We start from the raw sequence: 24,337 nt of genomic DNA, 5'->3' as shown, positions 1-24,337 counted from the left end.
ATGAAAGTACAGCTTTAGGATCATGTTCAGGCGATTATACAATCACACGAACTTGGACAGCTACTGATGAATGTAATAATGAAACGGTTCACATTCAAACCATAACGGTTGAAGATAATGGTGATCCCATTTGGGATATTATACAAAGTGATCTCACTGTAAATTGTGGTATTGATTACCAAACAGCCTATGATTCTTGGTTAGATAGTTTTTCAGGAACTGATAATTGTAGTACTCCAATTGTAACCCATAATGCACCAGCAACTGTGTCTTGTCCTGATAGCGTAGAAGTAACTTTTGAATTGACAGATGCCTGTGGAAATACTTCAATAGCAATAGCCACGTTTACTGTAGAGGGAACATTACATATTTCAGACACTTTTGAGAATGACATTATACTGTTTCCAAATCCTACAGAAAAATACATTTATATTAAAGGACTGAAAGATGATACTAAAATGGAAGTCTATAATATTGCTGGTCAAAAAGTTTTAACAAGAAAAATTAGCAATGGAAAGCGTATTGACTTCAATTTAAATTCTGGTCTGTATATGGTAAAAATAATTTCAGGTTATAAAACAACGATTAAGAAATTAATAATTAGATAAATTATCCTGTAACATTTTTTGTTTTTCTACGTCCAATAGGTGTATTCAATCAAAATAATCAATGCATCATGAGACAAGATAATCAACTTATAGTTTTAACACATTTAAGTCAGTTATTGACCTTTATTACAGGGTTTGGCGGCTTATTAGTGCCATTAGTTATTTGGCTTACACAAAAAGAAAATGTGTATAAAATGGATGAGCAAGGGAAGCATATTTTAAACTTTCAAATTAGTATGCTTATTTATAGTTTAATATGTATTCCATTAATATTGGCATTAGGACTAGGCTTTTTAGGACTTATAATCTTATGTATTTTATCATTTATATATCCAATTATAAATGCAATTAGAGCAAGTCATGGTGAAACACCAAGATATCCTTTATCTCTTAATTTTATTAGTTAGTTATATTTTATATAGAGGTAAATAAAAACGCGCACCTAATAAGTGCGCGTTTTTTCTTTTATATGATTTATGTAGTATTAGTATTAGTTGTTCAACATTACTGGCATAACTAACATTGTAACTTGTTCACCTTCATCTAAACCATCAATAGGTGTTAAGATTCCAGCTCTGTTTGGTAAGCTCATTTCTAATTGAACTTGATCTGCATTTAAGTTATTAAGCATTTCTGTTAAGAAACGAGAGTTGAAACCAATTTGCATATCATCACCTTGATAATCACAAGTTAAACGTTCTTCAGCTTTATTTGAGTAATCAATATCTTCAGCAGAAATATTTAATTCTGAACCAGCTATTTTTAAACGAATTTGATGTGTTGTTTTATTAGAAAAAATACTAACACGACGTACTGAGTTTAAAAATTGAGTTCTGTCAATAGTAAGTCTATTAGGATTCTCCTTAGGAATAACAGCTTCGTAATTTGGATACTTCCCATCAATTAGGCGACAAACTAACACAGAATTTTCAAAAGTAAATTTCGCGTTAGAATCGTTATATTCAATTGTTAATGCATCATCACTTGTTGCTAAAATTCCTTTTAAAAGATTTAAAGGTTTTTTAGGCATTATAAATTCTGCCACTTGATCAGCTTTTATATCTTCACGAGTATACTTTACGAGTTTATGTGCATCTGTAGCAACGAAAGTTAAACCTTCAGTAGAAAACTGAAAAAACACACCACTCATCACAGGACGTAAATCATCATTCCCAGCAGCAAATATCGTTTTGCTTATCGCAGTTGCTAAAATATCTCCTGCAATTGTCGTAGTACTTGGATTATCAAGTTCTACTGCTTTTGGAAATTCATTACCATCAGCATAAGCTAACGCATACTTACCATGATTTGAACTAATTTCAACTGTGTTGTTATCTTCAACAACAAACGTTAAAGGTTGTTCAGGAAACGTTTTTAAAGTGTCTAAAAGTAAACGAGCAGGTAAGGCGATGCTTCCGTCTTCGTCACTTTCAACATCTAAAGTCGAAGACATTGTCGTTTCAAGATCACTAGCAGACACTGTAAGTTTCGAATTTTTTAATTCAAAAAGAAAGTTATCTAAAATTGGAAGCGTATTAGAATTATTAATAACACCACCTAATACTTGTAGTTGTTTAAGCAAATATGTACTGGATACTATAAATTTCATGTGTGATTTATATAATAGAATTGAACAACAAATATATTTTATTAAACTGATAATACTAAGTCTTATTTATACAATTTTATTAACACTTATGCTTGAAGGATTTAATTGTGTTTCTTTATTGAGATATATGTATTAGGTTAACAGTTGTTAGTTTATTTGTTTTAAATGAATTATTTTTAGAAAAAATTAAATTCTATGAAAAAAAGTACCCTAAAGGCACATCTTGTGCTTGCCTTGTGTTTGTGCATATCTTCTAATGTGTTTTCACAAACTCCAGATCAGAAAAAAGCCATTGCAGATACGTATGATCAAGAACTATTAGCACAATTAGCTCTAGAATATTCAAGAACGTTTAAAGAAGATTTTGAAGCTGCTAAAGCTTATGCAGCTGCAAATAATATTCCAGTGACTATTGAAAGAGAAAATGGAGGAATAGCAGTGTTACATAAAGTTTTAGCCGATGGTTCTTTATTGTATACCTCAACTACAAATGAAGGAGCAGGGATAACTGTTAGAGCAAATAGATTATATTCTGGACCAACAGGTACTTTAGACCTTGAAGTTGAAGGTGAAGGTATGGTTATTGGCGTTTGGGATGGTGGATTAGTTTTGGCAAATCATGAACTTCTAGAAAATAGAGTGCAACAAATAGATGGATCAACAGGTCTTAGTAGCCATGCCACTCACGTGTCTGGAACTATTATAGGTTCTGGAACTCCGGAAGGAGGAAATGCTATTGGAATGGCGCCAAAGGCGACAGTACTTGCAAGTGATTTTGATGATGCCATGGCCGAAATGACTCCACAAGCTGCAGCAGGCCTTTTAATATCTAATCATTCTTATGGTATTCCAGCAGGCAATGTAGATGTTTCCTTTTTAGGAAGTTATTCAAATGGAGCAAGAGCTCTAGATCAATTATTATATAATACACCATATTATACACCAGTGTTTTCTGCTGGTAATGATAGAAATACAGGAGCTAATTCAGCAGATGGAGGTTATGATCTTTTGACAGGAGATAAGAACGCAAAAAACAATATTGTAGTTGCTGCTGTCAATACGGTTGCAAATTATACTGGACCAAATAGTGTTGTTATGTCAAATTTTAGTAGTTGGGGACCTTCTGATGATGGAAGAATTAAGCCAGATATTTCCGCTAAAGGTGTGGCAACGTATTCTTCAGTTGCAAGTAGTAACGACGGTTACGAATTTTATTTTGGTACATCAATGGCTGCACCAAGTATTACAGGTGCATTAGCTTTATTACAAGAATTACATGGTGATATTCATGGCAATTTTATGAAATCTGCTACATTAAAAGCATTGATGATACAAACAGCTTTAGAAGCTGGTAGCTCTCCTGGACCAGATTATCGATTTGGTTGGGGATTATTAAACACTGAAGCTGCTGCACAAGCATTACTAGATGAAGGTTTTGAGTCATTAGTTGATGAAAACAATTTAGCAAATGGAGGTACATACACTAAAACAGTTACTTCTAATGGAGTTGATCCATTGATTGTGACAATTGCTTGGACAGATCCACCAGGAAATCCTTCATTTACTGAAGATGACCCGACGCCTAGATTAGTTAATGACTTAAATTTAGAATTAGAAGATGGAAGTGGTAATTTATTCTATCCTTGGAGATTTATTACAGGTATAAATACTATTCCTGCAAGTAGAGGTATTAATAATGTTGATAATGTTGAAAAAGTAGAAGTTGATGTGCCTGCTGGAGATTATATAATAAGAGTAACTCATAATGGAACTCTTCTCAATGGCTCTCAAGATTATTCTCTAATTGCTACTGGTATTTCGGAATCTGATTTTACGTATACAGCAGACAATATTAGAAAAGAAGTGTGTTCTGATCAAGTGGCTCAATATGCATTTAATTATGCTTCAAGTGCCAACTTTAATGGACCAACAACTTTATCAGTAACGGGTTTACCAGCTGGTACAGTTGCAACTTTTACACCTTCAGTAATTACTACTGACCAAGATTTTATACTTGAGATTTCAGGCTTAAATGCTATTAGTGCAGGATTATATCCTTTCACAGTTACTGCTACTGGTTCTACCTTAACTAAAGAAACAGATATGGAATTGCTAGTTAAAAGTGCTAATCCTTTAACTAATCCAGTTCTAGATTATCCTTCTAATGGAGAATTAGATGTGTTTATATATCCTACCTTAACTTGGGATACTGTTGCAAATGCCTTAGAATATGCTGTTGAAGTTTCTTTAGAATCCGATTTTTCTACAATTTTATTTCAAACGACAACAACTGAAACGAATGTTTCTGTTCCAGGTTTGGATAGTAATTCGGTTTACTATTGGAGAGTTAAAGCGGTTTCAGATTGTGTTGATGGTAATTTTTCTAATGGCTCTTCTTTCTCAACAGAGAGTTTAAATTGTATTAGTATTAAAACTGCACAAGACACACCTTTAAATATAACTACTGTACCAAATGAAGTGCAATCTACTTTAACGATTTTTCCTGCTGATAATGTATTAATAGGAGATATTAACGTGACGGTAAACTTGACTCATACCTGGTTAGCAGATATGACAATTAGTTTAATTAGTCCATCTGGAACTGAAGTTATTCTTATGGATGGCGCTTGTGATGATTCTGATAATATTGATGTTATATTTGATGATAGCGGAATGACTTTTCAATGTACTACAGGATTTCCTGCCGTAGGAGGAACAATGAAAGCTCAAAATTTACTATCGCCTTTTATTAATGAAAACTCTGTAGGAGATTGGACTCTAAAGGTTGTTGATGGATTTAATGGAGATGGTGGATCTTTAAATACGTTTGCTATTGTGTTTTGTGATACTGCTGGACCATTAAGTATCGATGAAAATGAGTTGGTTGGTTTTGAATTATTCCCAAATCCGGCAAAAGATTACTTTGAATTTTCATTACAAAATCAAAATAACACTATTAGACTTGGAGTTTATGATATTAATGGTAGAGCTTTAATATCTAAATCATTTAATAGTCAGGATAGAAAAATAGTTGATACGACTAGTTTATCTGCAGGAATTTATTTTGTAGAAATCAATAGTGGAAATCAAATAGGAGTAAAGAAGCTGATTATAAAATAGGTTTCGAACTTCTCAATTATAAAAAAAAGACCACTTTTAAAGTGGTCTTTTTTGTTAAGTATATTTTCTTTTACGAACATAGCTAAAAACAATACCGAAAAGTGCTAAAATTACTAGTGGTAAAGCAATATTAACGATTTGCCATTTTGTTTTTTCTTGCTCAATTTTCAAGGGATCTAAAAATTGAAGCGCAACTTCTTTTGTTCTTATATTGATGAGTCCATCATCATTCAATAAATAATTAACAGCATTTTCAAGAAATTCTGAATTACCAAACCTTCTCCCAGTCATACGATCAAAACCTAATTCTTGTGGTTTATTTTTAATGACATCATTTTTAATCACATCACCATCAGCAATCACAATCATTTTTGTAGATACACTAGTAGTTTTATCATCACTAAGCTGAAATGGTTTCACTCTATTTTTATAAACCGAAGTAAATTCGCCTTCCAATAATACGGCTAACGATTGATACGGATTTATATAAGTCTTTGGGTCAGGTTCTTGGGTGACAATTTCTAAATCTACCTCACTTGGTACACCTACTAATTTTGTTAGTTGTGAACTACGCAATAAAATTGTTTTATCAATATTGTTTTTCAACGTATCTATCTGACTGGCGAAATCAAATCGTACAGGATTGATATTAGTTGTAATTGGATGATTAGGATTATTGGCAGCCAAAGGCGAATATGGCCATTGTACAGGTTGAAATTGGGCATTACTACCTTCACCAATAGCCAATGTAATTGGAGCAGAGTAGAGATCGTTAACCATGACAGGATTAATACGAACACCATACTTAAAGAAAAAATCACTAAGATTAAGATCTTTCATGATGGCAATTGCTTTTCCAGAATTTCGATACAAACTATCCTGATCCATAATAATGGCTTCAGTAAGCCAAAGACTTTTTCCACCATGCATTGTGTATTGATCGAGAACATATTTTTCTTCTTCAGAAAAAGCTTCCATTGGTTTAGCCGAAATAATTAAATCGTACGCCTTTAGATCTTGTAATGTATTTTGCGCATTGCTAGCAACACTATCTAATGTGAAAGCTGCAAGCAAATAATGCTCACCAAGCTTTTGAAGAAAGTCAGCGACATAAGCATCTTTTAATTGTCCATTACCTCTTAAAACTGCTATTTTCTTTCCTTTTGGATTAACTAATTTTTTGAAAGCTTCAGCAAACACATATTCCAAATTCTGAATAGAACCATTAACTAGCTCCTGATCTGTTGCACCAATTTTATTTTTGATTAAAGGCACAATTACGGTTTGCTCATTATAACTAGCCAAAGCCCAAGGAATAACGACTTCCTGTGATGTTTTGCCATTGTCTTGAACGGTAATTTGAAACGGTTGCATGCCACGTTGTGCAAGCTGTTGAATGTTTTGCTGACGTGTAGATTCGTCTTCTAAAGGATTTATAAAATTGAATTTTAAATTGCCATTTGAAACCCCAAACTCTTCAAGAATTTGTTGAGTTTCATTTCGTAGTCGTCTGAATTCTGAAGGAAAATCACCTTCTAAAAACACATCAACAATCAAAGGAGCATTAACAGCCTCAATGGTTCGCTTGGCAGCTTCAGAAAGCGTGTAACGTTTGTCTTTAGTGAGGTCAAAACGTTTATAAACATGACTAGAAATCAAATTAATAACAATGATTACTATCAAGGTAATGACTAATACTATGATATGTTTCTTATGCTTAATCATCAAATTTTATTTGTTCTTGGTAAGGTTTTATGGTTACAACTTTATAGTTTTTAAAAACAACTTCAATACATTCTTTTTCAGTATTAAAGGCACCTGGCTCAATTCCTAAGCTGTAATTCCATTTATTATTATCGTGGTCTTTTTTTGTGTCGTCCCAACTTAGCCATTCATAAGACCCTAAAAGCGAACTGACTTCAGTTTTTGTTTTACCCATTAGAATTTCAGAAGCCATCATATCATCAGAAATTTCATAACGTAAAGCTGGTTTTTCAATCCATAATTCTGAAGCAAAATATTTCTTATGATGGTAATTGCTAAAAATATTAAGCATCGGGTATAAGGCATAAAAATAGACCATAGGTGTAATGACCAAGCTCACCAATAATGTCAACCATATCCGTTTATCAATTGTTTTCACAAATAGAAATACGAGCACAAATACAATGCACATAAAAATCACCAAAGGAACAGTAATTATCATTGATTTGCGCGTTTTATATTCAATGTTGTTCCTATTAAAAATAATGCTGTTATACTTAAAAAGTATATAATATCTCTGGTATCTAAAACTCCTCGACTCATACTTTTAAAATGCGATTCCATGCCTAAGTTTTCAATATAAAAAACATCTCCAAATAGATTATAATTGGATAAACCTTCAAACCCGAAATAGAAAAAGAAGCAAATAAAAACTGCAATTATAAATGCTACGATTTGATTATCAGATAGACTTGATGCAAATACACCAATAGCAGTATATGCCGCAACTAAAAATAACAATCCGAAATATGAACCCATAATACTTCCTAGGTCAAGATTCCCTTCAGGATTTCCTAATTTAGAAATGGTAAAGACATAAAGTAAGGTTGGTACTAAAGCCATAATGATTAATACTAAAGCCCCTAAATATTTACCAAAAACAATATTAAAATGACTTATTGGTTTTGTGAGTAAAAGTTCTAAAGTACCTTGCTTTTTTTCATCTGCAAAACTTCTCATAGTGACTGCTGGTACTAAGAAAATAAGAATCCAAGGTGCTAATAAAAAGAAGCTTGATAAATCGGCAAAGCCATTATCAAGAACATTAAATTCGCCTTTAAATAACCAGAGGAATAGTCCATTCAGTAATAAAAAGACTGCTATCACTAAATAACCAATAGGCGACGCAAAGAAGGTATTGATTTCTTTTTTAAGTATGGCTAGCATTTATTGTTCGTTTAACTGTTTTAAAAATTTTCTAAATCTAAAGATTTTTATGCCATAAAAGATAGTAAATGTTAAGCTATATACTGAAGCAAAAAGACTAACTGTTTGTGGCGTTGGCTTTTTGCTTCCTAATCTATTAAAAAGCACTGAAACAATTAACAATAAAACAAAAACAATAAACGGTGTGATTGTTCTTTTCCATGTTTTTTTTAGTTCGCTTTCAGTCATATAGTATTTATTTTAAAGTAGCAACCTTATCCACACTCCAGGCTTCTGGTTTTGTATTAAATAAGGGTTTTGTTTTTGCCCAAACACTTTTAAACAAATCTGAATGTCTATAATTTTCTAAATCAGATTCCGATTTCCAATAACTATACGTAAAAAAGATGTCTGTATTGTATTTATCACGATAGAGTTCTAAAAATTCACAACCTTCAAAAGCTCTTATTTTATGCTTTACAACTTCGAAGTCTGATAGAAACTCATCAATTTTTAAGGGATCAAACCCCATTTTTACAATTCGTACAAACATAGACTATCGTTCTAAAATTTCTTTACCTTTAGGAGTTACTGGAGTTGCCACAAAGTTAATTGTAACCGTATCTCTCAGCTTTAATCCCATTAAACTTGTAGCACTACCAACGGTGTTAGAATCACTTTTATAAACCGCGATTTCTAAATATCCGGATGAATTAAAAACGACCAACCCTTTACCTGCATCATAACGTTTTTCTTCAGGAATATCAAAGTTTATGGCATCACTATATTTATCATAGATTTTTTTAAACTTATAGTTACGAGCCGAGATTTCATATTTACGAGTCTTCTGAACTGATTCGAAAAAACCACGTTTAATATTGGTAACTACATTACCATAATTATCAATATAAATTACACTACCAATTATTTGATTTTTTTCATCATTTACAAACGGAATCAAATTTTTAATAGGTTTGATGGTTTCAATTACTTTTCCTATAACTTCTAGAGTGCCTCCACGAGCAATATGACAAGCGACATTTACAAAAACATCGAGAACTGGAAAACTTGTCGCAACACGATCATGTATATTAATTTCTACAATCTTTTGTGGCGCAATATCTCTACAGATCATACTCATAATACCATTATTGGCACAAATAAAGTAGTGATCATCTAATTGTACTGCAATATGTTTGTTTTCTGGATTAAGTTCAGAATCGATTCCAATGACATGAATAGTACCTTTTGGAAAACTGCTATAAGCATTCTGAATAATGTAAGCTGCTTCCGGAATATTAAATGGAGCGACAGAATGAGAGATATCAACAATTCTTACTTCTGGCAATTCAGAATAAATTGCACCTTTTATAGCACCAGCAAAGTGATCTTTTTCACCAAAATCGGTTGTTAATGTGATGATTGCCATAGATGATATGCAAAAATTATTTAATAGATATAAACCCTTGTTTAACGAATAACAAAACTGTTAAAAACTAATCAATATTTTAATCCTACAAAAACCAAATGAGTTAAATAGTTTAATTATTTTTGATAGAGATGTTATTAAATGAACTTCATTTTCTGTCATCACAAAACTAATAAAAGAAAACAGATTAATTTATAAATCGAATAGCTTTTGAATGAACTTATTTTAGAACTAGAAGAAATTACTCCCAAAGAGTTTTTTGGAGCTCAAAATGCCAATATCAAATTACTAAAAGAAAACTTTCCGAAACTTAAAATTGTTGCTAGAGGCAACAAAATAAAAGCCTATGGTGATGCAGATTTACTTGAAGAATTTGACCGTCGTATGACTATGCTCATGGTGCATTTTGGTAAGTATAATAAACTTGATGAAAATGTAATTGAACGCGTATTAACAAGTCAGAGTAGTGATGATTATAATACATCTGCTAAAAGTGGTGAAGTTATTGTTCATGGTGTAAATGGTAAAATGATTAAAGCGCAAACGGTAAACCAGCGCAAATTGGTTGAAAGTATGCGTAAAAATGATATGGTTTTTGCTATTGGACCTGCAGGTACAGGTAAAACTTATACAGGAGTAGCCTTGGCAGTACGAGCTTTAAAGAATAAAGAAGTAAAGCGAATTATATTAACACGTCCTGCTGTTGAAGCTGGTGAAAATTTAGGATTCCTTCCTGGTGATCTAAAGGAAAAATTAGATCCTTACATGCAACCATTATATGATGCACTTCGTGATATGATTCCAGCTGAAAAATTAGCAAGTTTTATAGAAAATGGAACCATTCAAATCGCTCCTTTGGCATTTATGCGTGGACGAACTTTAGATAACGCATTTGTCATTTTAGATGAAGGTCAAAATACAACACATGCTCAAATGAAAATGTTCTTAACAAGAATGGGTAAAAGCGCAAAGTTTTTATTGACTGGTGATCCTGGTCAGGTAGATTTACCGAGACGTTCTATTTCAGGATTGAAAGAAGCGTTATTAGTACTTAAAAATGTTGAAGGCATTGGAATGATTTATTTAGATGATAAAGATGTGATTCGTCATAAATTAGTTAAGAAAGTCATTGAAGCTTATAAGAGTATTGAGAATAGAGATTAATAAATAATGATAGTGTCACACTGAGCGCAGTCGAAGTGTCTTTTAAACAATAACATGTCAAATAATACCATAATAGAATCCAATTTCAAATTTCCGAAACAAAAAAGTGTTTACAAAGGAAAAGTTAGAGAAGTCTATAATATCAATGATGAAGAATTGGTTATGATTGCAACAGATAGATTGTCTGCTTTTGATGTTGTGATGCCAAAAGGAATTCCGTATAAAGGTCAAATTTTAAATCAGATTGCAACGAGCATGATGAAAGCTACCGAAGATGTAGTGCCAAATTGGTTGACGGCAACTCCAGATCCTAATGTGGCTGTCGGACATTTATGTGATCCGTTTAAAGTGGAAATGGTCATTCGTGGTTATATGTCTGGTCATGCAGCTCGCGAATATAAAGCTGGACGACGACTGTTATGTGGTGTTGAAATGCCTGAAGGCATGAAAGAAAATGATAAATTTCCGGAACCAATTATTACACCTGCTACAAAAGCTGAAATGGGTGATCATGATGAAGATATTTCTAGAGAAGACATTTTGAAACGTGGTATTGTAGCGGAAGATGATTATATCGTTTTAGAAGATTACACGCGTAAATTATTTCAAAGAGGAACCGAAATTGCTGCTTCTAGAGGATTAATTTTAGTAGATACTAAATATGAATTCGGAAAAACTAAAGATGGGAAAATTGTCTTAATTGATGAAATTCATACTCCAGATTCTTCACGTTATTTCTATGCAGCAGGTTATCAAGAACGTCAAGATAATAATGAAACTCAAAAGCAATTATCGAAAGAGTTTGTGCGCCAATGGCTAATTTCAAATAATTTCCAAGGTCTCGAAGGACAAACTGTTCCTGAAATGAGTAATGATTATATTGAAACGGTTAGCGAACGCTATATTGAGCTCTATGAGAATATTATGGGAGAGAAATTTATTAAAGCCGATGTTTCAAATATTCACAGTAGGATAGAGGCTAATGTTTTGGCATATTTGAACCTTAAATAAAAGCATCCAGATTATTCTATTTTTACATACTTCGACAAACAAGGCTCAATACAAAGATAAGTGATGGTCAATGTTGAATTTTCTAAAGTAAAATCAATATTCAAATTTGGATTTATACAATCATCAGAATTGATAAATGATAGATTACTAGAATAAGTTCCAGAAGTTGGTGTTTCAGATTGAATTGACATATCACATAACGAACCATTTGAAGTAATTGTTCCATCACTATTAAAAGTGATTTGCTTATTGCTATCTACAGCTAAAAAAACACCACTACCATCACCTGGATCTGCCAAGTTTTCAACAAGTCTCCATGTTCCAATTAGGAATGTTTCATCAACGTTAGTATTGGTATTGTCATCTTTTCCACAGGATAAAACGAAACCGATTAAGGTTAAAACCAAGATTACCTTTTTCATAATGCAATTTTTAATTTTTCTTATCAACTAAGTTACTCATAAAATTTAAGTGTTACTATAATTTTTAACCACATTAATAAGTCGTCTTGCATTATTATAAATAAAGGTATTGGTCTTGACATAATGAAATGATATAAAACAAACCACAATCATAAATACTAATGCTCCAAGTATTGCTTCCGTAGGATGTAAAGATTTTGCTAAAAAATGCTTCAAACCCACTCCAGTAAAGCTTCCGAAAATGATAATAAAGTGAATGACATAAATCGATAAGGTTTTTTGTCCGATTTTACCAATAAGTAATCCTTTCAAAAAGGGTTCAGCTGCATAGAAAACACCAAATAATAAGAGCACGTTTCCAAAGCGCGTAAAGAGATAATTATAGTAAGCTGAAGATTTGAATAACTCAATATCAGTTAAATAGTGGAGTTTCATTAAGAACCAAGATGAATACTCGATGAGTAAGCTTCCGAAGGCAAAAAATGAAATCACAGTAATCAAACGGAATCTATTCCTATGCAAATGAGAATAAAATACAGTAGCTAAAAATCCACCAAAGGCGGTAAATCCAAACCAAGGCAAAATAGTGAAAATTGAACCATTACTTTTACTCAAATAATTGGCAAATAATTTCGGAATATGACTCAAATCTAGGTTTCTATACATAGGTTCAGTCAAAAAGCACAAACAGCCTAGAAAAAAAAGTAAAATAGATAAAAGCCTAATGTGTTTGCGAAGTAAAACGTAGCATCCAATAAGAATAATAAGTGAAAGTCCAATACATTGTAAGACATCTATAACCAAGACATGACTATTAAATTCACCACTTAGCCATCCAAAAACATTGATTCGTAACGCATAACCTATAATGATGAGAAGCAAACCTCTGTATAATCCTTTTTTAATTCTTGGTTTGTCATCGCCTTTATCTTTTGCTCGTAAAAGCAAGTATAAAAATACCAAGCCAGAAATCGTGAAAAATGTAGGAGCAGTAATACCTCTAAAGTAAGACCAAACCTGATAAACTACATTTGATTCATCTCTGTAAATCGGATTTAAAAGTGTATCGATAAAATGACCTTGAAGCATCATCAAAATGGCAAATGCACGTACAGCATCTATGAAGAAAAGGCGGTTGCTATTCAAAAAAATAGTTTTAAAATTTAAAGATACTTTAATTTTTAAGGATTGCTAAATCAAAAATAATATCTTAGGGGAGTATTTTGAATCTATACATGGAACAACTCAATGCTTTATCTGAAAAATTTTCATCCCTTGCTTGGGGAATTCCATTACTAGTTTTACTTATTGGAGGAGGCTTATATCTCCTCATTATGTCTCGATTTTTGCCATTTCGCTTTTTTGGTCATGCGATTCAGGTATTAAGAGGAAAGTATGATGATCCGAATGATCCAGGAGAAATAAGTCACTTTAAAGCTTTAACAACAGCATTATCATCCACTATTGGTATGGGAAACATTGCTGGAGTTGCACTAGCCATTTCTGTTGGTGGACCAGGAGCAATGTTTTGGATGTGGATAAGCGCTATTGTAGGTATGAGTACAAAATTTTTCACGTCTACTTTAGCTATTATGTATCGAGGAAAAGATAGCAATGGTGATTTGCAAGGAGGACCAATGTATTTTATTACTGAAGGTTTAGGAAAAAACTGGAAATTCCTTGCAATTATGTTTTCAGTCTTTGGGATGTTAGGTGCTTTACCAGTCGTTAATGTCAATCAGTTGAAACAAGCCATAAATGATATTATTTTAATCCCAAATGGTGTTGAAGTGAGTTTGAGTTCAAACCTATTGATTGCAGGTGTTTTGGTTGTACTAACTTCAGTTGTCATTTTAGGAGGTTTAAAGCGGATTAGTAACATTGCTTCTAAATTAGTGCCTTCAATGGTTATTCTTTATTTTATTTTAGTCTTGATTATTTTAGTGCTGAATTACACTGAAGTTCCAAAATATTTTCTGATGATATTTTCTGATGCTTTTGAGGCTGGACATATGAGTGATGAAAGTCATAAAGATGTCATAGGAGGCGTTTTAGGCGCATTAATTTTATTAGGAATAAAAAGAGGCGCATTTTCTAATGAAGCTGGTATTGGAACAGCTCCTATGGCTCATGGTGCTGCAAAAACAGATGAACCCGTTCGTGAAGGTTTAGTTGCCATGTTAGGTCCTGTAATTGATACATTAATAGTTTGTACGTTAACGGCATTGGCCATTTTAGTGACTGGTGTTTGGGAAAACACCGCAGATAACGGCGTAACTTTAACGGCTTCAGCTTTTCAAGATGCAATGCCAGGTTATGGACACTATTTGTTGATGATTTGTGTGTTTATTTTTAGTATGTCATCCTTGTTTTCTTATGCTTATTATGGCACAAAATGTATGTCTTTTTTAATTGGTGCTGATAAAAAACACTATTATAATTACCTCTATATTTTAAGTATTATTCTTGCCGCGACAACTTCGTTTAGCACGATGATTAATTTTATAGATGGCATATTTGCATTTATGGCTATACCTACAATGTTAGCAACAATTATACTCGCTCCAAAAGTTGTAAATGAAATAAAAGCCTATAGAACACGTATTAAATCTTAAAATAAGAGGATTTTTTTTCTAATAATTATTAAATTGAAGCTCAATTAAGTTTTCATGAGTAACTATCACATAAAGCACCTAGAGGAATATTATCAAGTGTATCGAAAATCGGTTCGGAATCCTGAAGTTTTTTGGGAAGAAATCGCAGAAGAACACTTTATGTGGCGTAAAAAATGGACCAATGTATTACGTTGGGATTTTTCAAAACCAGAAATCAAATGGTTTGAAGGTGCACAACTAAATATCACTGAAAATTGTATTGATAGACATTTACCTACAAGAGGGAACAAAACAGCAATCATCTTTGAACCTAATAGTCCAGATGAACCTGCCCAACATATTACTTATAAGCAATTACATGATAAAGTTTGCCGATTTGCCAATGTATTAAAGTCAAAAGGCATAGGGAAAGGCGATCGCGTTTGTATTTACTTGCCTATGATTCCTGAATTAGCAGTTTCTGTATTAGCATGTGCTAGAATTGGAGCAATCCATTCTGTGGTTTTTGCAGGATTTTCTTCTACTGCCTTATCAACTAGAATAAACGATTCAGATTGTAAAATGGTGATTACAAGTGATGGTTCTTTTAGAGGCGCAAAAACAATTGATTTAAAAGGTATTGTAGATGAAGCTCTTGAAGATTGTACGTGTGTAGCATCTGTCTTGGTGGCAAAACGTATCAGTTCTGATATTAAAATGAAAGATGGACGTGACCACTGGTTACAACCATTACTAGACAATGCTCCTGCAAATTGTCCTGCCGAAACAATGAATGCTGAAGATCCATTATTCATTTTGTATACGTCTGGTTCAACTGGAAAGCCGAAAGGTATGGTTCATACGACTGCTGGATACATGGTGTATACGGCGTATACGTTTAAAAATGTATTTCAGTATAGGGAAGAAGATGTGTATTGGTGTACTGCTGATATTGGTTGGATTACTGGCCATAGTTATATTGTGTATGGACCATTGTGCAACGGAGCAACAACGGTCATGTTTGAAGGTGTTCCGAGTTATCCAGATTTTGGACGGTTTTGGGATATTGTTGAGAAGCATAAAATAAATCAATTCTATACAGCTCCAACTGCCATCCGAGCTTTAGCTAAAGAAGGCATACAACATTTAGAAAATCGTGATTTATCTTCCATTAAGGTACTTGGAACTGTTGGAGAGCCTATTAATGAGGAAGCTTGGCATTGGTATGATGATAACGTCGGAAAGAGAAAAGCACCTATTGTCGATACGTGGTGGCAAACAGAAACAGGAGGCATCATGATTACACCTATTGCTTTTGCCACACCAACCAAACCAACTTATGCGACTTTACCTTTTATTGGGATTCAACCTGCTTTAATGGATGAAAACGGACAAGAAATCAAGGGCAATCAGGTGGATGGTCGCTTGTGTATAAAATTCCCTTGGCCTAGTATTGCAAGAACGATTTGGGGAAATCACCAACGTTATAAGAATACTTATTTTTCAGCATTTAAAAACATGTATTTCACAGGAGATGGTGCATTAAGAGATGAAGTAGGGTATTATAGAATTACTGGACGAGTAGATGATGTGATTATTGTGTCTGGACATAATTTAGGAACTGCACCAATTGAAGATGCTATTAACGAACATCCAGCTGTTGCAGAAAGTGCAATTGTAGGTTTTCCTCACGATATTAAAGGAAACGCGCTTTACGGTTATGTAACACTTAAAGATAGTGGTGAAGACCGAAATCAAGATAACTTGAGAAAAGAAATTAATCAAATTATTACTGAACAAATAGGTCCTATAGCTAAACTAGAAAAGATTCAGTTTACTAATGGATTACCCAAAACGCGTAGTGGAAAAATCATGCGTCGTATATTGCGAAAAATTGCTGGAAAAGACACTAGTAATTTGGGTGACACAAGTACACTTTTAAATCCTGAAGTTGTACAAGAAATTATTGATAATGCTTTATAATTTTAATTCATGACAAAAAAACTCGGTTATATAATTTTTGTAGCTTTCTGTATAGCAATTGGCTTTTATCCTGCCTTGTATTTTATAATGGACACTAAATTTGGGATTCTAAATTCTAAAAGTAATTTGTTATTAAATAATGGCATTTGGAATATTGCCTTTTATACACACATTTCACTTGGAGGACTTGCGCTTTTAATTGGGTGGACCCAGTTTAATAAAAGTTTAAGGAAAAAGAATATCAATCTACATCGAAATTTAGGTAAAGTGTATTTGATTTCTGTATTCTTTAGCGGATTTTCAGGTTTATATATTGCATATTTTGCAACAGGAGGAATGGCATCTACATTAGGTTTTTCTTGCCTTGCAATCATTTGGTTGTATACGTCTCTTCGAGCATTTTTAGAAATTAAAAATCGAAGTATCAGTAAGCACCAGAAATTTATGACCTATAGTTTTGCTGCTTGTTTTGCAGCAGTAACGCTTAGAATTTGGCTGCCAATATTAACTGGCTTTTTTAATGATTTTATAACGGCCTATAGAATAGTAGCTTGGTTGTGCTGGATCCCAAATATCATAGTTGCATACTATATGGTAAAGCACCAAGAACACTTAAGAACTAGGTAATTATTATAATTTCTTTAAAAGCACCTTTTCATTTGTGAATTGATTAGCTTCATCTAAAAAGGCAATCATTTTTGACCAATTACTATTGGGTTCGTAGTAGTTTTTGTAACGCTTAGATGTTGTAATAATTAACGTTCTGTCTTCTATTTTTGCAGTACTAATAAATGCACCAGTAGAATTATCTACATTTTTAATAAGATTATCTAAACCAGCTACAGAATAGCCTTCTGGAATATTAAACGTAACCTTATAGTTGAAAACTCTTGGGTGCGGTAAGTATACATTTTCTGTACGCTGACGCTCTTTTTCATCTAAGTCTATTTGTCCGCCAATTAGTTTTCCAATCTCCAATATATAATTTGGACCCGCTTTTTTAATTAAAGCATTTTTAGCAGTAAAACTTTCTGTAAATGTAAAATAGCTATCAAGAGAATATCTACCGTTTTCATTAATCAAATAGGTGTAATCTTCAACTTCATCAATACCATATTCCCCCTTGGCACTATTTTCAAATCGTTCTTTCTGACTTGTTTTTAGTTTTTCAATTAAGGCATCCATTTCTTTTTGAAATTTAATTTTGTTTTTCTTACCTCTCGTAACCTCAATCCAAGATTCAGTTCCATAGCGCTTATAATCTTCAAATACATAATCACTAAATGATAATCTGTCGTATTGTTGTTCACTTTTTTGATGTCCTTTAAAGCTATTAACCGCTGTAATAGATAATCCAGAAAAGTCATCATTTAAATTCAATATCATTTCTTTTTTAGTCTCATTATCTTCATAACTTGATGTTGGAAGCGTTCCTCTGTCAATCTTATCTATGATTCTTTTTGTTTTTTCTGAAGACAATAAAAGCACATCTGTACCTTCCATAAGAGGAGAGAATTCGTTGATGTTGGTGTGCGGACTAAAAAATTCTGCGTATAAAGGTTGCGACGTATTGACTTTGACCATGACATTGACATTACGTTCGATGAGTAATTCATCAATACTTCCGTCATAACGTTTTTTGCCAACAACGATACTATAATCTATTTTTTGCCGCTTTAAGAATTCAGTAAAGTGTCTAATAAATTGCTTTTGATTTTGAATAAACACCACATTATTTCCGTAAACCATAAAAGGATAACTTGAAATACTAGCTTCTTTAGCGTAAAAAGCTTCAACATATCGTGTTAAGTAAAAATGTCTCATATAATAGTATGCAGCTGTCACTTTTTCAGAATCATTTTTAAAAGTTTTGCTCTTAAAAAATGATTTTACATCACCTACATCACCATCTGGCTTAAATCTATTGTCGTATAAATCTAAAACTTCATCCTGCGACACACTAGTTTTAATGATGTCTTCTTTCTCAGGTAAAAAGGCTAAAGCGCGATTTTCAAATTTTCCAGAACGCGCAAAATAGACTTGAAACTTATAAGATGGTAATTCAACTAAAGGATAAAACCAACGTGTATATTCTCGCTTCGGAATATTGGTTTCAGTAAGTTCATAACGTCTCATGTTCTTTTTTTCTGTAGGTATTTCCTTTAAATCAGGAGCGCCATTAAAGGATTTGAAATTGATAAAGAAATCATTCTCTGTTTCAAAGAATAACTTAAAATCCATAATAGGATATTCTTCATTTAAACTTGTTTCTACAGGATTAAAACCAAATGCATACGTTGTTTTAAATGGTTCATTTTTATATGAATAGTAGTCAATAATATCGCCAACTTCAAGGTTAGAAATGGCTAATTTTGTTTCACCATCAACTTCTATAGCATCGTTTTCTACATCTATTTCTGTTACGCTTCCGTCTGGTTTTACGATTTTCACACCAACAAAGGTGTCACCTTTTTTTCGCCAAGAAAAGCGACCTTTAGAGGATCTAAAACGCTTGGTAAATGCGAATTCTGAAAATTCTTCAACAGCAGCTTTATCTAATAATTTAATTCGCTTTCTTATAGATGTCGTGTACGTTACATTTTTACCAAACTTGTGGAAATCATAATTTTCATTCTTATAAATGATAACAGCCGATTCATTTTCCCATTCAGTAGGAATATCATTAGCGTTTTTATATGCATCATTTGCTCCCCAAAAAAAATCTTTGGCTTCTAATTCTTCTTTAGTTTGAGAAAAAGAACTTGCAGTTATGGCTAGAATGAATAGTAGTAAATATTTAGAAGTCATATATTAATCTTTAGTAAGTATAATTTGTTCGTTGTATAAAGCGTCAAGTTTGTTGATGAAACCATTCCATTCTTCAAAATCTATGGTCTCAATTTTTGCATTGTTTATGCGGAATTGCTTTTTGTAAATAATAACATTGTTTTCTTTTGTAAAATTCACACTCATATTATAATTATCACTTGATACCGAAATATTTTCTGGTAAATGGGTAATATTATAGCCTTGAGGGATTTCTAAACGTGTTGTAGATTCTAGGTCTTTTTTGAAACTGAAAATGTAATCCGTTTTACGTTCTTCCATCATAAAGTTAGATAATTCTTTATCGAAATCTAGATCAATATACACTTGATTGTCAAAAGCAGAAACAGCATTCTTAACGTCAACATCATAGGCAATATTAATATTGCTATCTCGATTTTGTAAATCGGAAGTTTCGATATTAGAAACTTTTATATTACTATTTCCTTTGTTGAGATAGTACTCTAAAAACTCATCTTTTTTGTCATTTTTCAAACTATTGAAATAGTAAAGTAATCCTGATCTACTTTCGCCATTAAAGATTTTATCAACAGTTCCAGTTATATTATCTTCAGAAAGCTTTAAACTATAGGCGAATTGCTCTTTATTAAATTCGGCTTCAGAACTTGGCACGTATTCTAAAATATAATCCTCTCCGTTTTCAATTAAAACTTGTTTCCCTTGAATACGATCTGCATATTCTCCAAAAGCATTAAACTTTTCTGTACCATCTAAGAAAATAGTTTTTCCATCTTTAAAAAGTGTACATATCATATGGTTATCTACAGAAAGGTTAGGAGTAGAGTAATCATAAGCAATACGTTTGGTGCCTATCCATGTGAGACGAGCATCAAATCCTGCTTCAATCAACATTTGCTTGGTAAGATTCGCCATTCCTTTACAATCGCCATAACGTTTTGTAAATACATTTGAGGCTTCATCAGGTTTAAAACCAGCAATTCCATCTTCAAAGGCTATATAACGAATATTATCTTGAACCCAATAGTAGATGTTTTTTATTTTTTCTTCATCTGAAGTTGCATTTTCAGTGAGCTCTACCACTTTATCTTTTATTGGACTTACGTCGTTTTCTAAACTGTTAACTAAAGATTTGTACCAATTATATAAATCTTGTGTTTCTTTGAAAATATTTACAGTGTTTCCATTTAATGTATACGATTTTGGCAAAATAAGCACATGTGGATATATGTAAGTAGGTCCAGGTGAAGCATTGTCTTTATACATTGCTGGAGCATATTTTAAAGTATAGGTATGAATTTTTCCGTTAGCCTTTTGATTTGGTCTTACAGATTTTTCAATGTCGTAACCTTCAAAATTCATTTCTTTAAGTTCGATGTCTAACCAATTTGGAATTTCAATGCGTATGGTTTTCTTTACTGTTGGATATTCACCATTAAAATAGAGTTTTGTAAAATATTTAATGTCTTTATATTCTTTTTTAATAGAGGTTAGATAGCGATAGCCTTTTAAAGGAAAATCTACAGTTGCGTATTTAACTCGACTATCATTATGAAATAAATCATCGCTAGTATAAGCTTCATCTTTAACATAAAAGTTAGCTACTTTTTTGTTTTTAAATCGAATTTGAAATTCCTCAATGGTCGATTCGCCATCGTAAAAATTATAGATTTGAATATCCGCTCTAGAATCAATATTGATCATATTCTCACTAACATGATGCATTACCGTAACTTTTCCGTCGCGTTTATTCATTCCAAAAGTAACATCATCTTTACTCGAAACCAGTGCTACATTGTCATCTGGATATTGCTCTTTTAACGCATTTGCTAAAGTGATATCTTGAGTTTCAGGTTCAATTCTTTTTTGAGAAAATGAGGAAAAAGTCAGTGCTAAACATAAAATAGCACTTAAAGTATATTTAATCATAAGTTAATATTAAGAATGCAAGATATAATTTCAAGATATAAAGCAAAATTAAAACCGCTCTTTTTTGCGAAGAACTACAATCTTTTATCAGAAATAAAAAATTATGCATGCATAGTATTTTTTATATCTTTACAAAAAATCACAAGCATGACATCTACAAAACTCACGGAGCTTTTAAAAATTAAATATCCAATAATTCAGGCACCTATGTTTTTGGTTTCTAATGTAGAAATGGTTACAGAAGCAATGAATGCAGGTATTGCAGGTTGTATTCCAGCACTAAATTATAGAACACTTGACGAATTAAGAGCTGCTATTAAGGCATTAAAAGCGGCTAAAGTTGAAGGTGGTTCTTTTGGGTTTAATTTGATCGTTAATAAATCCAATATAAAATACAAAGGTCAATTAGAAGTGTTGTGTGAAGAAGGTTGCGACTTTATTATTACCTCTTTAGGAAGTCCAGAAGAAACCATAAGACAAGCTAGTGCTGTAGGAATAAAAGTGTTTTGTGATGTAACCGACTTAAAATTTGCTAAAAAGGTTGAACAATTGGGTGCAGATGCTGCAATTGCTGTAAATAACGAAGCTGGTGGACATAGAGGAAATCTCACTCCTGAAGAACTTACTAGTTTATTGAGTAAGGAATTACGTATTCCGGTTATATCTGCAGGAGGTGTTGGATGTAAAGCAGATATTGATAAGATGTTGAGTTATGGAGCCGAAGGTGTCTCCGTTGGAAGTCCGTTTATCGCTTCGATTGAAGCAGGAGTTACCGATGATTATAAACAAGCTTGTGTCGATTATGGCGCTAAAGATATTATAATGACTGAACGTATTTCGGGAACACCTTGTACAGTAATTAATACACCTTATGTTCAAAAAATAGGAACTAAAGCTACTTGGATTGAAAACCTGTTGAATAAAAACAAAAAACTTAAAAAATGGGTCAAAATGGTGCGGTTTTCAATAGGGATGAAAGCTACAGAAAAAGCAGCTACAAAAGCGACTTACAAAACCGTTTGGGTCGCTGGACCTAGTATAGAACATACCAAAGCCATTTTACCAGTAAAAGAAATTGTTGCGAAATTGGTGAATTAATCAAGATTAATTTTCCTTTAAACTGTAACATTCTTCACCACCAACTATCTTTAACATAACCATCAACTAGATAGATATGAAAACATCTTTAAGCTTATTTTTAGCCGTATTACTCATTTTTAGTTGCAATCAAGAACATAAAGAAGTTGAGAATAATGTGTTGAATCCCATTGAGTATTTAATGATTAATAATGCCAATTTGATTCTTGAAAACCAAGAAATTAATTCTATATCTATAGGAGTTTACAAAGACGGAAAAACATATACAGGTTATTTTGGTGAAATTGATAAGGGCAGAAATAACTTACCAAATGACAGTTCATTTTTTGAATTAGCTTCAGTAACTAAATCATTTACAGGAATTATTACAGCTCAAGCCGTTTTAGATGGTAAACTAAAACCTGAAGATGATATTAGAAATTACTTAGAGGATTCATATCCTAATCTAGTATATGAAAATCGACCAATTCAAATAAGAGATCTATTAACGCATTCTAGCGGAATTAGAAGAGATTTTTCTAAACCGTTAAATAAACTATTTGATTTGGACGCAACAGAAGAAGAGAAGGTCACTATTCAAAATTATGATAGAAAGGCTTTACTGAAAGATTTAATTTCTTATGAATTAGATACAATTCCTGGCACGAGATATGATTATTCACCTGTTATTGGTCCTGAAATTTTAGCCATGATTCTTGAAAAAGTATATGATAAATCGTATTCTGAATTGCTTACAGAGCTAGTTTTGTCTAAAGCTAATATGAATCAAACTAAAATGAGTTTGAATGAATTAGAAACCAATCATTTAATAAATACTTATACAGATGAAGGTCGATTTGCTGAGCAAATTGCGATTCCTATGTCTGGAGCAGGAGCTGGCTTAAAATCTACAATTCCAGATGTAATTAAATACATTAAGTATCTGCTTGAAAGTGATAGTCCAGTCATTACAAAAATGCAGAAACCTTTATTTAAAGATGAAGACGATGATATGTATGGCTATTTCTGGCAAATTAATGATGATGGTGAATTTATGCATAATGGAGGAACAAATGGAAGTACAAATTGGCTCGTAATTTTACCAGAACTCAATGCAGGCTTTACTGTCTTTTTCAACTCAAACGGTGATACTTCTGGAGTTCTAATTAATCGAATAGCCAATAGTATTATAAACGACATTGAACGATATCCTAAAAAGAATGTGTATTTCCATATTCGAAATGAAATTATTGAAAACACTGACAAAGGCATAGAGTTTTATAAAAATTCAAAATTGGAGAAAAGTAATGAGTTTGATTTTGAAGATTCAACAATGCTTAATAAAATTGGATATGAACTCCTAGGAGACGATCAAACTGAAAATGCAATTAAAGTATTTAAGTTATTAGTATCTGAATTTCCAAACGAAGGAAACCCTTATGACAGTCTTGGTGAAGCTTACTTTATAAATGAACAATATGATTTGTCATTAGAGCACTATAAAAAAGCACTTGAGCTTAATCCTGCAAATGGTAATGCAGAAAATATGATTCAAGAACTTAATAACATCACATCTCAAGAGTAGTTGTTGTATATATGTGATTGATTATTAGTGCATTTGTAACAAATGAAAAAGTTTTACGACGTATAAATCAAACAAGTCTAATTAAAAGAAA

Annotated in this window: 20 protein-coding genes; 10 read left to right on the top strand and 10 right to left on the bottom strand. The window is 32.4% G+C overall.

Annotated features, from left to right (window positions below; genetic code table 11):
- Together VOI25_RS10830 and VOI25_RS10825 are read left to right on the top strand one after the other, a co-directional pair.
- Positions 1-608, top strand: a 608-nt coding sequence (locus VOI25_RS10830; protein WP_323789092.1) for a T9SS type A sorting domain-containing protein, incomplete at its 5' end; no start/stop codon positions are given.
- Positions 609-676: 68 nt separating this feature from the next.
- Positions 677-1,015, top strand: a complete 339-nt coding sequence (locus VOI25_RS10825) for a DUF4870 domain-containing protein (protein WP_323789091.1) — start codon at positions 677-679, stop codon at positions 1,013-1,015.
- Positions 1,016-1,098: 83 nt separating this feature from the next.
- On the opposite strand, the gene dnaN is transcribed toward VOI25_RS10825, so the two are convergent.
- Entirely contained in the window at positions 1,099-2,217 is a 1,119-nt protein-coding gene (dnaN, locus tag VOI25_RS10820; protein WP_323789090.1) for a DNA polymerase III subunit beta, read from the bottom strand.
- A 195-nt stretch (positions 2,218-2,412) separates the two neighbouring features.
- On the opposite strand from dnaN, the gene VOI25_RS10815 reads away from it, so the two are divergent.
- Positions 2,413-5,337: a S8 family serine peptidase gene (locus VOI25_RS10815; RefSeq protein WP_323789089.1), complete on the top strand. Its 2,925-nt coding sequence runs from the start codon at positions 2,413-2,415 to the stop codon at positions 5,335-5,337.
- Positions 5,338-5,391: 54 nt separating this feature from the next.
- On the opposite strand, the gene gldG is transcribed toward VOI25_RS10815, so the two are convergent.
- From gldG to VOI25_RS10790, 5 genes are all read right to left on the bottom strand, one after another.
- Entirely contained in the window at positions 5,392-7,062 is a 1,671-nt protein-coding gene (gldG, locus tag VOI25_RS10810; protein ID WP_323789088.1) for a gliding motility-associated ABC transporter substrate-binding protein GldG, read from the bottom strand.
- A complete protein-coding gene (locus VOI25_RS10805; RefSeq protein WP_323789087.1) occupies positions 7,055-7,543 on the bottom strand; it encodes a hypothetical protein in 489 nt (162 codons plus the stop codon). Before VOI25_RS10805 ends, gldG begins: the two co-directional genes overlap by 8 nt.
- Positions 7,540-8,268: a gliding motility-associated ABC transporter permease subunit GldF gene (gene gldF / locus VOI25_RS10800; protein WP_323789086.1), complete on the bottom strand. Its 729-nt coding sequence runs from the start codon at positions 8,266-8,268 to the stop codon at positions 7,540-7,542. The genes VOI25_RS10805 and gldF overlap by 4 nt, the downstream gene beginning before the upstream one ends.
- Before the next feature lie 235 nt (positions 8,269-8,503).
- A complete protein-coding gene (locus tag VOI25_RS10795) occupies positions 8,504-8,800 on the bottom strand; it encodes an antibiotic biosynthesis monooxygenase family protein (protein WP_323789085.1) in 297 nt (98 codons plus the stop codon).
- 3 nt (positions 8,801-8,803) lie between these two features.
- Entirely contained in the window at positions 8,804-9,676 is an 873-nt protein-coding gene (locus VOI25_RS10790) for an SAM-dependent chlorinase/fluorinase (protein ID WP_323789084.1), read from the bottom strand.
- A gap of 210 nt (positions 9,677-9,886) precedes the next feature.
- Here VOI25_RS10790 and VOI25_RS10785 point away from each other — a divergent pair, with 210 nt between their 5' ends.
- Complete coding sequence (locus tag VOI25_RS10785; protein WP_323789083.1) at positions 9,887-10,840, top strand: PhoH family protein; 954 nt, start codon at positions 9,887-9,889, stop codon at positions 10,838-10,840.
- A 54-nt stretch (positions 10,841-10,894) separates the two neighbouring features.
- Entirely contained in the window at positions 10,895-11,851 is a 957-nt protein-coding gene (locus VOI25_RS10780; protein WP_323789082.1) for a phosphoribosylaminoimidazolesuccinocarboxamide synthase, read from the top strand.
- 11 nt (positions 11,852-11,862) lie between these two features.
- Here the strand turns inward: VOI25_RS10780 and VOI25_RS10775 are convergent, their stop codons facing one another.
- Both VOI25_RS10775 and VOI25_RS10770 read right to left on the bottom strand, forming a co-directional pair.
- Positions 11,863-12,273 carry a hypothetical protein gene (locus VOI25_RS10775; protein ID WP_323789081.1) on the bottom strand — a complete coding sequence of 137 codons (411 nt, stop codon included), beginning with the start codon at positions 12,271-12,273 and terminating at the stop codon, positions 11,863-11,865.
- Positions 12,274-12,318: 45 nt separating this feature from the next.
- Entirely contained in the window at positions 12,319-13,419 is a 1,101-nt protein-coding gene (locus VOI25_RS10770) for a heparan-alpha-glucosaminide N-acetyltransferase domain-containing protein (RefSeq protein ID WP_323789080.1), read from the bottom strand.
- An 89-nt stretch (positions 13,420-13,508) separates the two neighbouring features.
- Between VOI25_RS10770 and VOI25_RS10765 the strand changes: the two genes are divergently transcribed.
- Genes VOI25_RS10765 through VOI25_RS10755 form a run of 3 tightly spaced genes read left to right on the top strand, consistent with a single transcriptional unit; the run spans position 13,509 to position 17,477 of the window.
- Positions 13,509-14,888 carry an alanine/glycine:cation symporter family protein gene (locus VOI25_RS10765; protein ID WP_323789079.1) on the top strand — a complete coding sequence of 460 codons (1,380 nt, stop codon included), beginning with the start codon at positions 13,509-13,511 and terminating at the stop codon, positions 14,886-14,888.
- A gap of 54 nt (positions 14,889-14,942) precedes the next feature.
- Positions 14,943-16,850, top strand: coding sequence for an acetate--CoA ligase (acs, locus tag VOI25_RS10760; RefSeq protein WP_323789078.1), 1,908 nt, complete (start codon positions 14,943-14,945; stop codon positions 16,848-16,850).
- 9 nt (positions 16,851-16,859) lie between these two features.
- On the top strand, positions 16,860-17,477 hold the full coding sequence (locus tag VOI25_RS10755; RefSeq protein WP_323789077.1) for a DUF2306 domain-containing protein: 618 nt from the start codon (positions 16,860-16,862) through the stop codon (positions 17,475-17,477).
- 3 nt (positions 17,478-17,480) lie between these two features.
- Here VOI25_RS10755 and VOI25_RS10750 read toward each other — a convergent pair whose 3' ends face one another.
- Both VOI25_RS10750 and VOI25_RS10745 read right to left on the bottom strand, forming a co-directional pair.
- The gene (locus tag VOI25_RS10750; RefSeq protein ID WP_323789076.1) at positions 17,481-19,658 is read right to left on the bottom strand and encodes a DUF3857 domain-containing protein; all 2,178 of its coding nucleotides are present in this window, start codon (positions 19,656-19,658) and stop codon (positions 17,481-17,483) included.
- Between the two features lie 3 nt (positions 19,659-19,661).
- Complete coding sequence (locus VOI25_RS10745; RefSeq protein WP_323789075.1) at positions 19,662-21,584, bottom strand: transglutaminase-like domain-containing protein; 1,923 nt, start codon at positions 21,582-21,584, stop codon at positions 19,662-19,664.
- A 147-nt stretch (positions 21,585-21,731) separates the two neighbouring features.
- Here VOI25_RS10745 and VOI25_RS10740 point away from each other — a divergent pair, with 147 nt between their 5' ends.
- Together VOI25_RS10740 and VOI25_RS10735 are read left to right on the top strand one after the other, a co-directional pair.
- On the top strand, positions 21,732-22,682 hold the full coding sequence (locus tag VOI25_RS10740) for a nitronate monooxygenase (RefSeq protein WP_323789074.1): 951 nt from the start codon (positions 21,732-21,734) through the stop codon (positions 22,680-22,682).
- 76 nt (positions 22,683-22,758) lie between these two features.
- Complete coding sequence (locus tag VOI25_RS10735; RefSeq protein ID WP_323789073.1) at positions 22,759-24,246, top strand: serine hydrolase; 1,488 nt, start codon at positions 22,759-22,761, stop codon at positions 24,244-24,246.
- Positions 24,247-24,337: the final 91 nt, after the last annotated feature.

Origin of the sequence: Psychroserpens sp. (genome assembly GCF_034670085.1) — a bacterium.
GTDB lineage: Bacteria > Bacteroidota > Bacteroidia > Flavobacteriales > Flavobacteriaceae > Psychroserpens.
The sequence above is the reverse complement of the archived record's forward strand: the minus strand, read 5'-3'. Positions and strand labels throughout refer to the sequence as shown.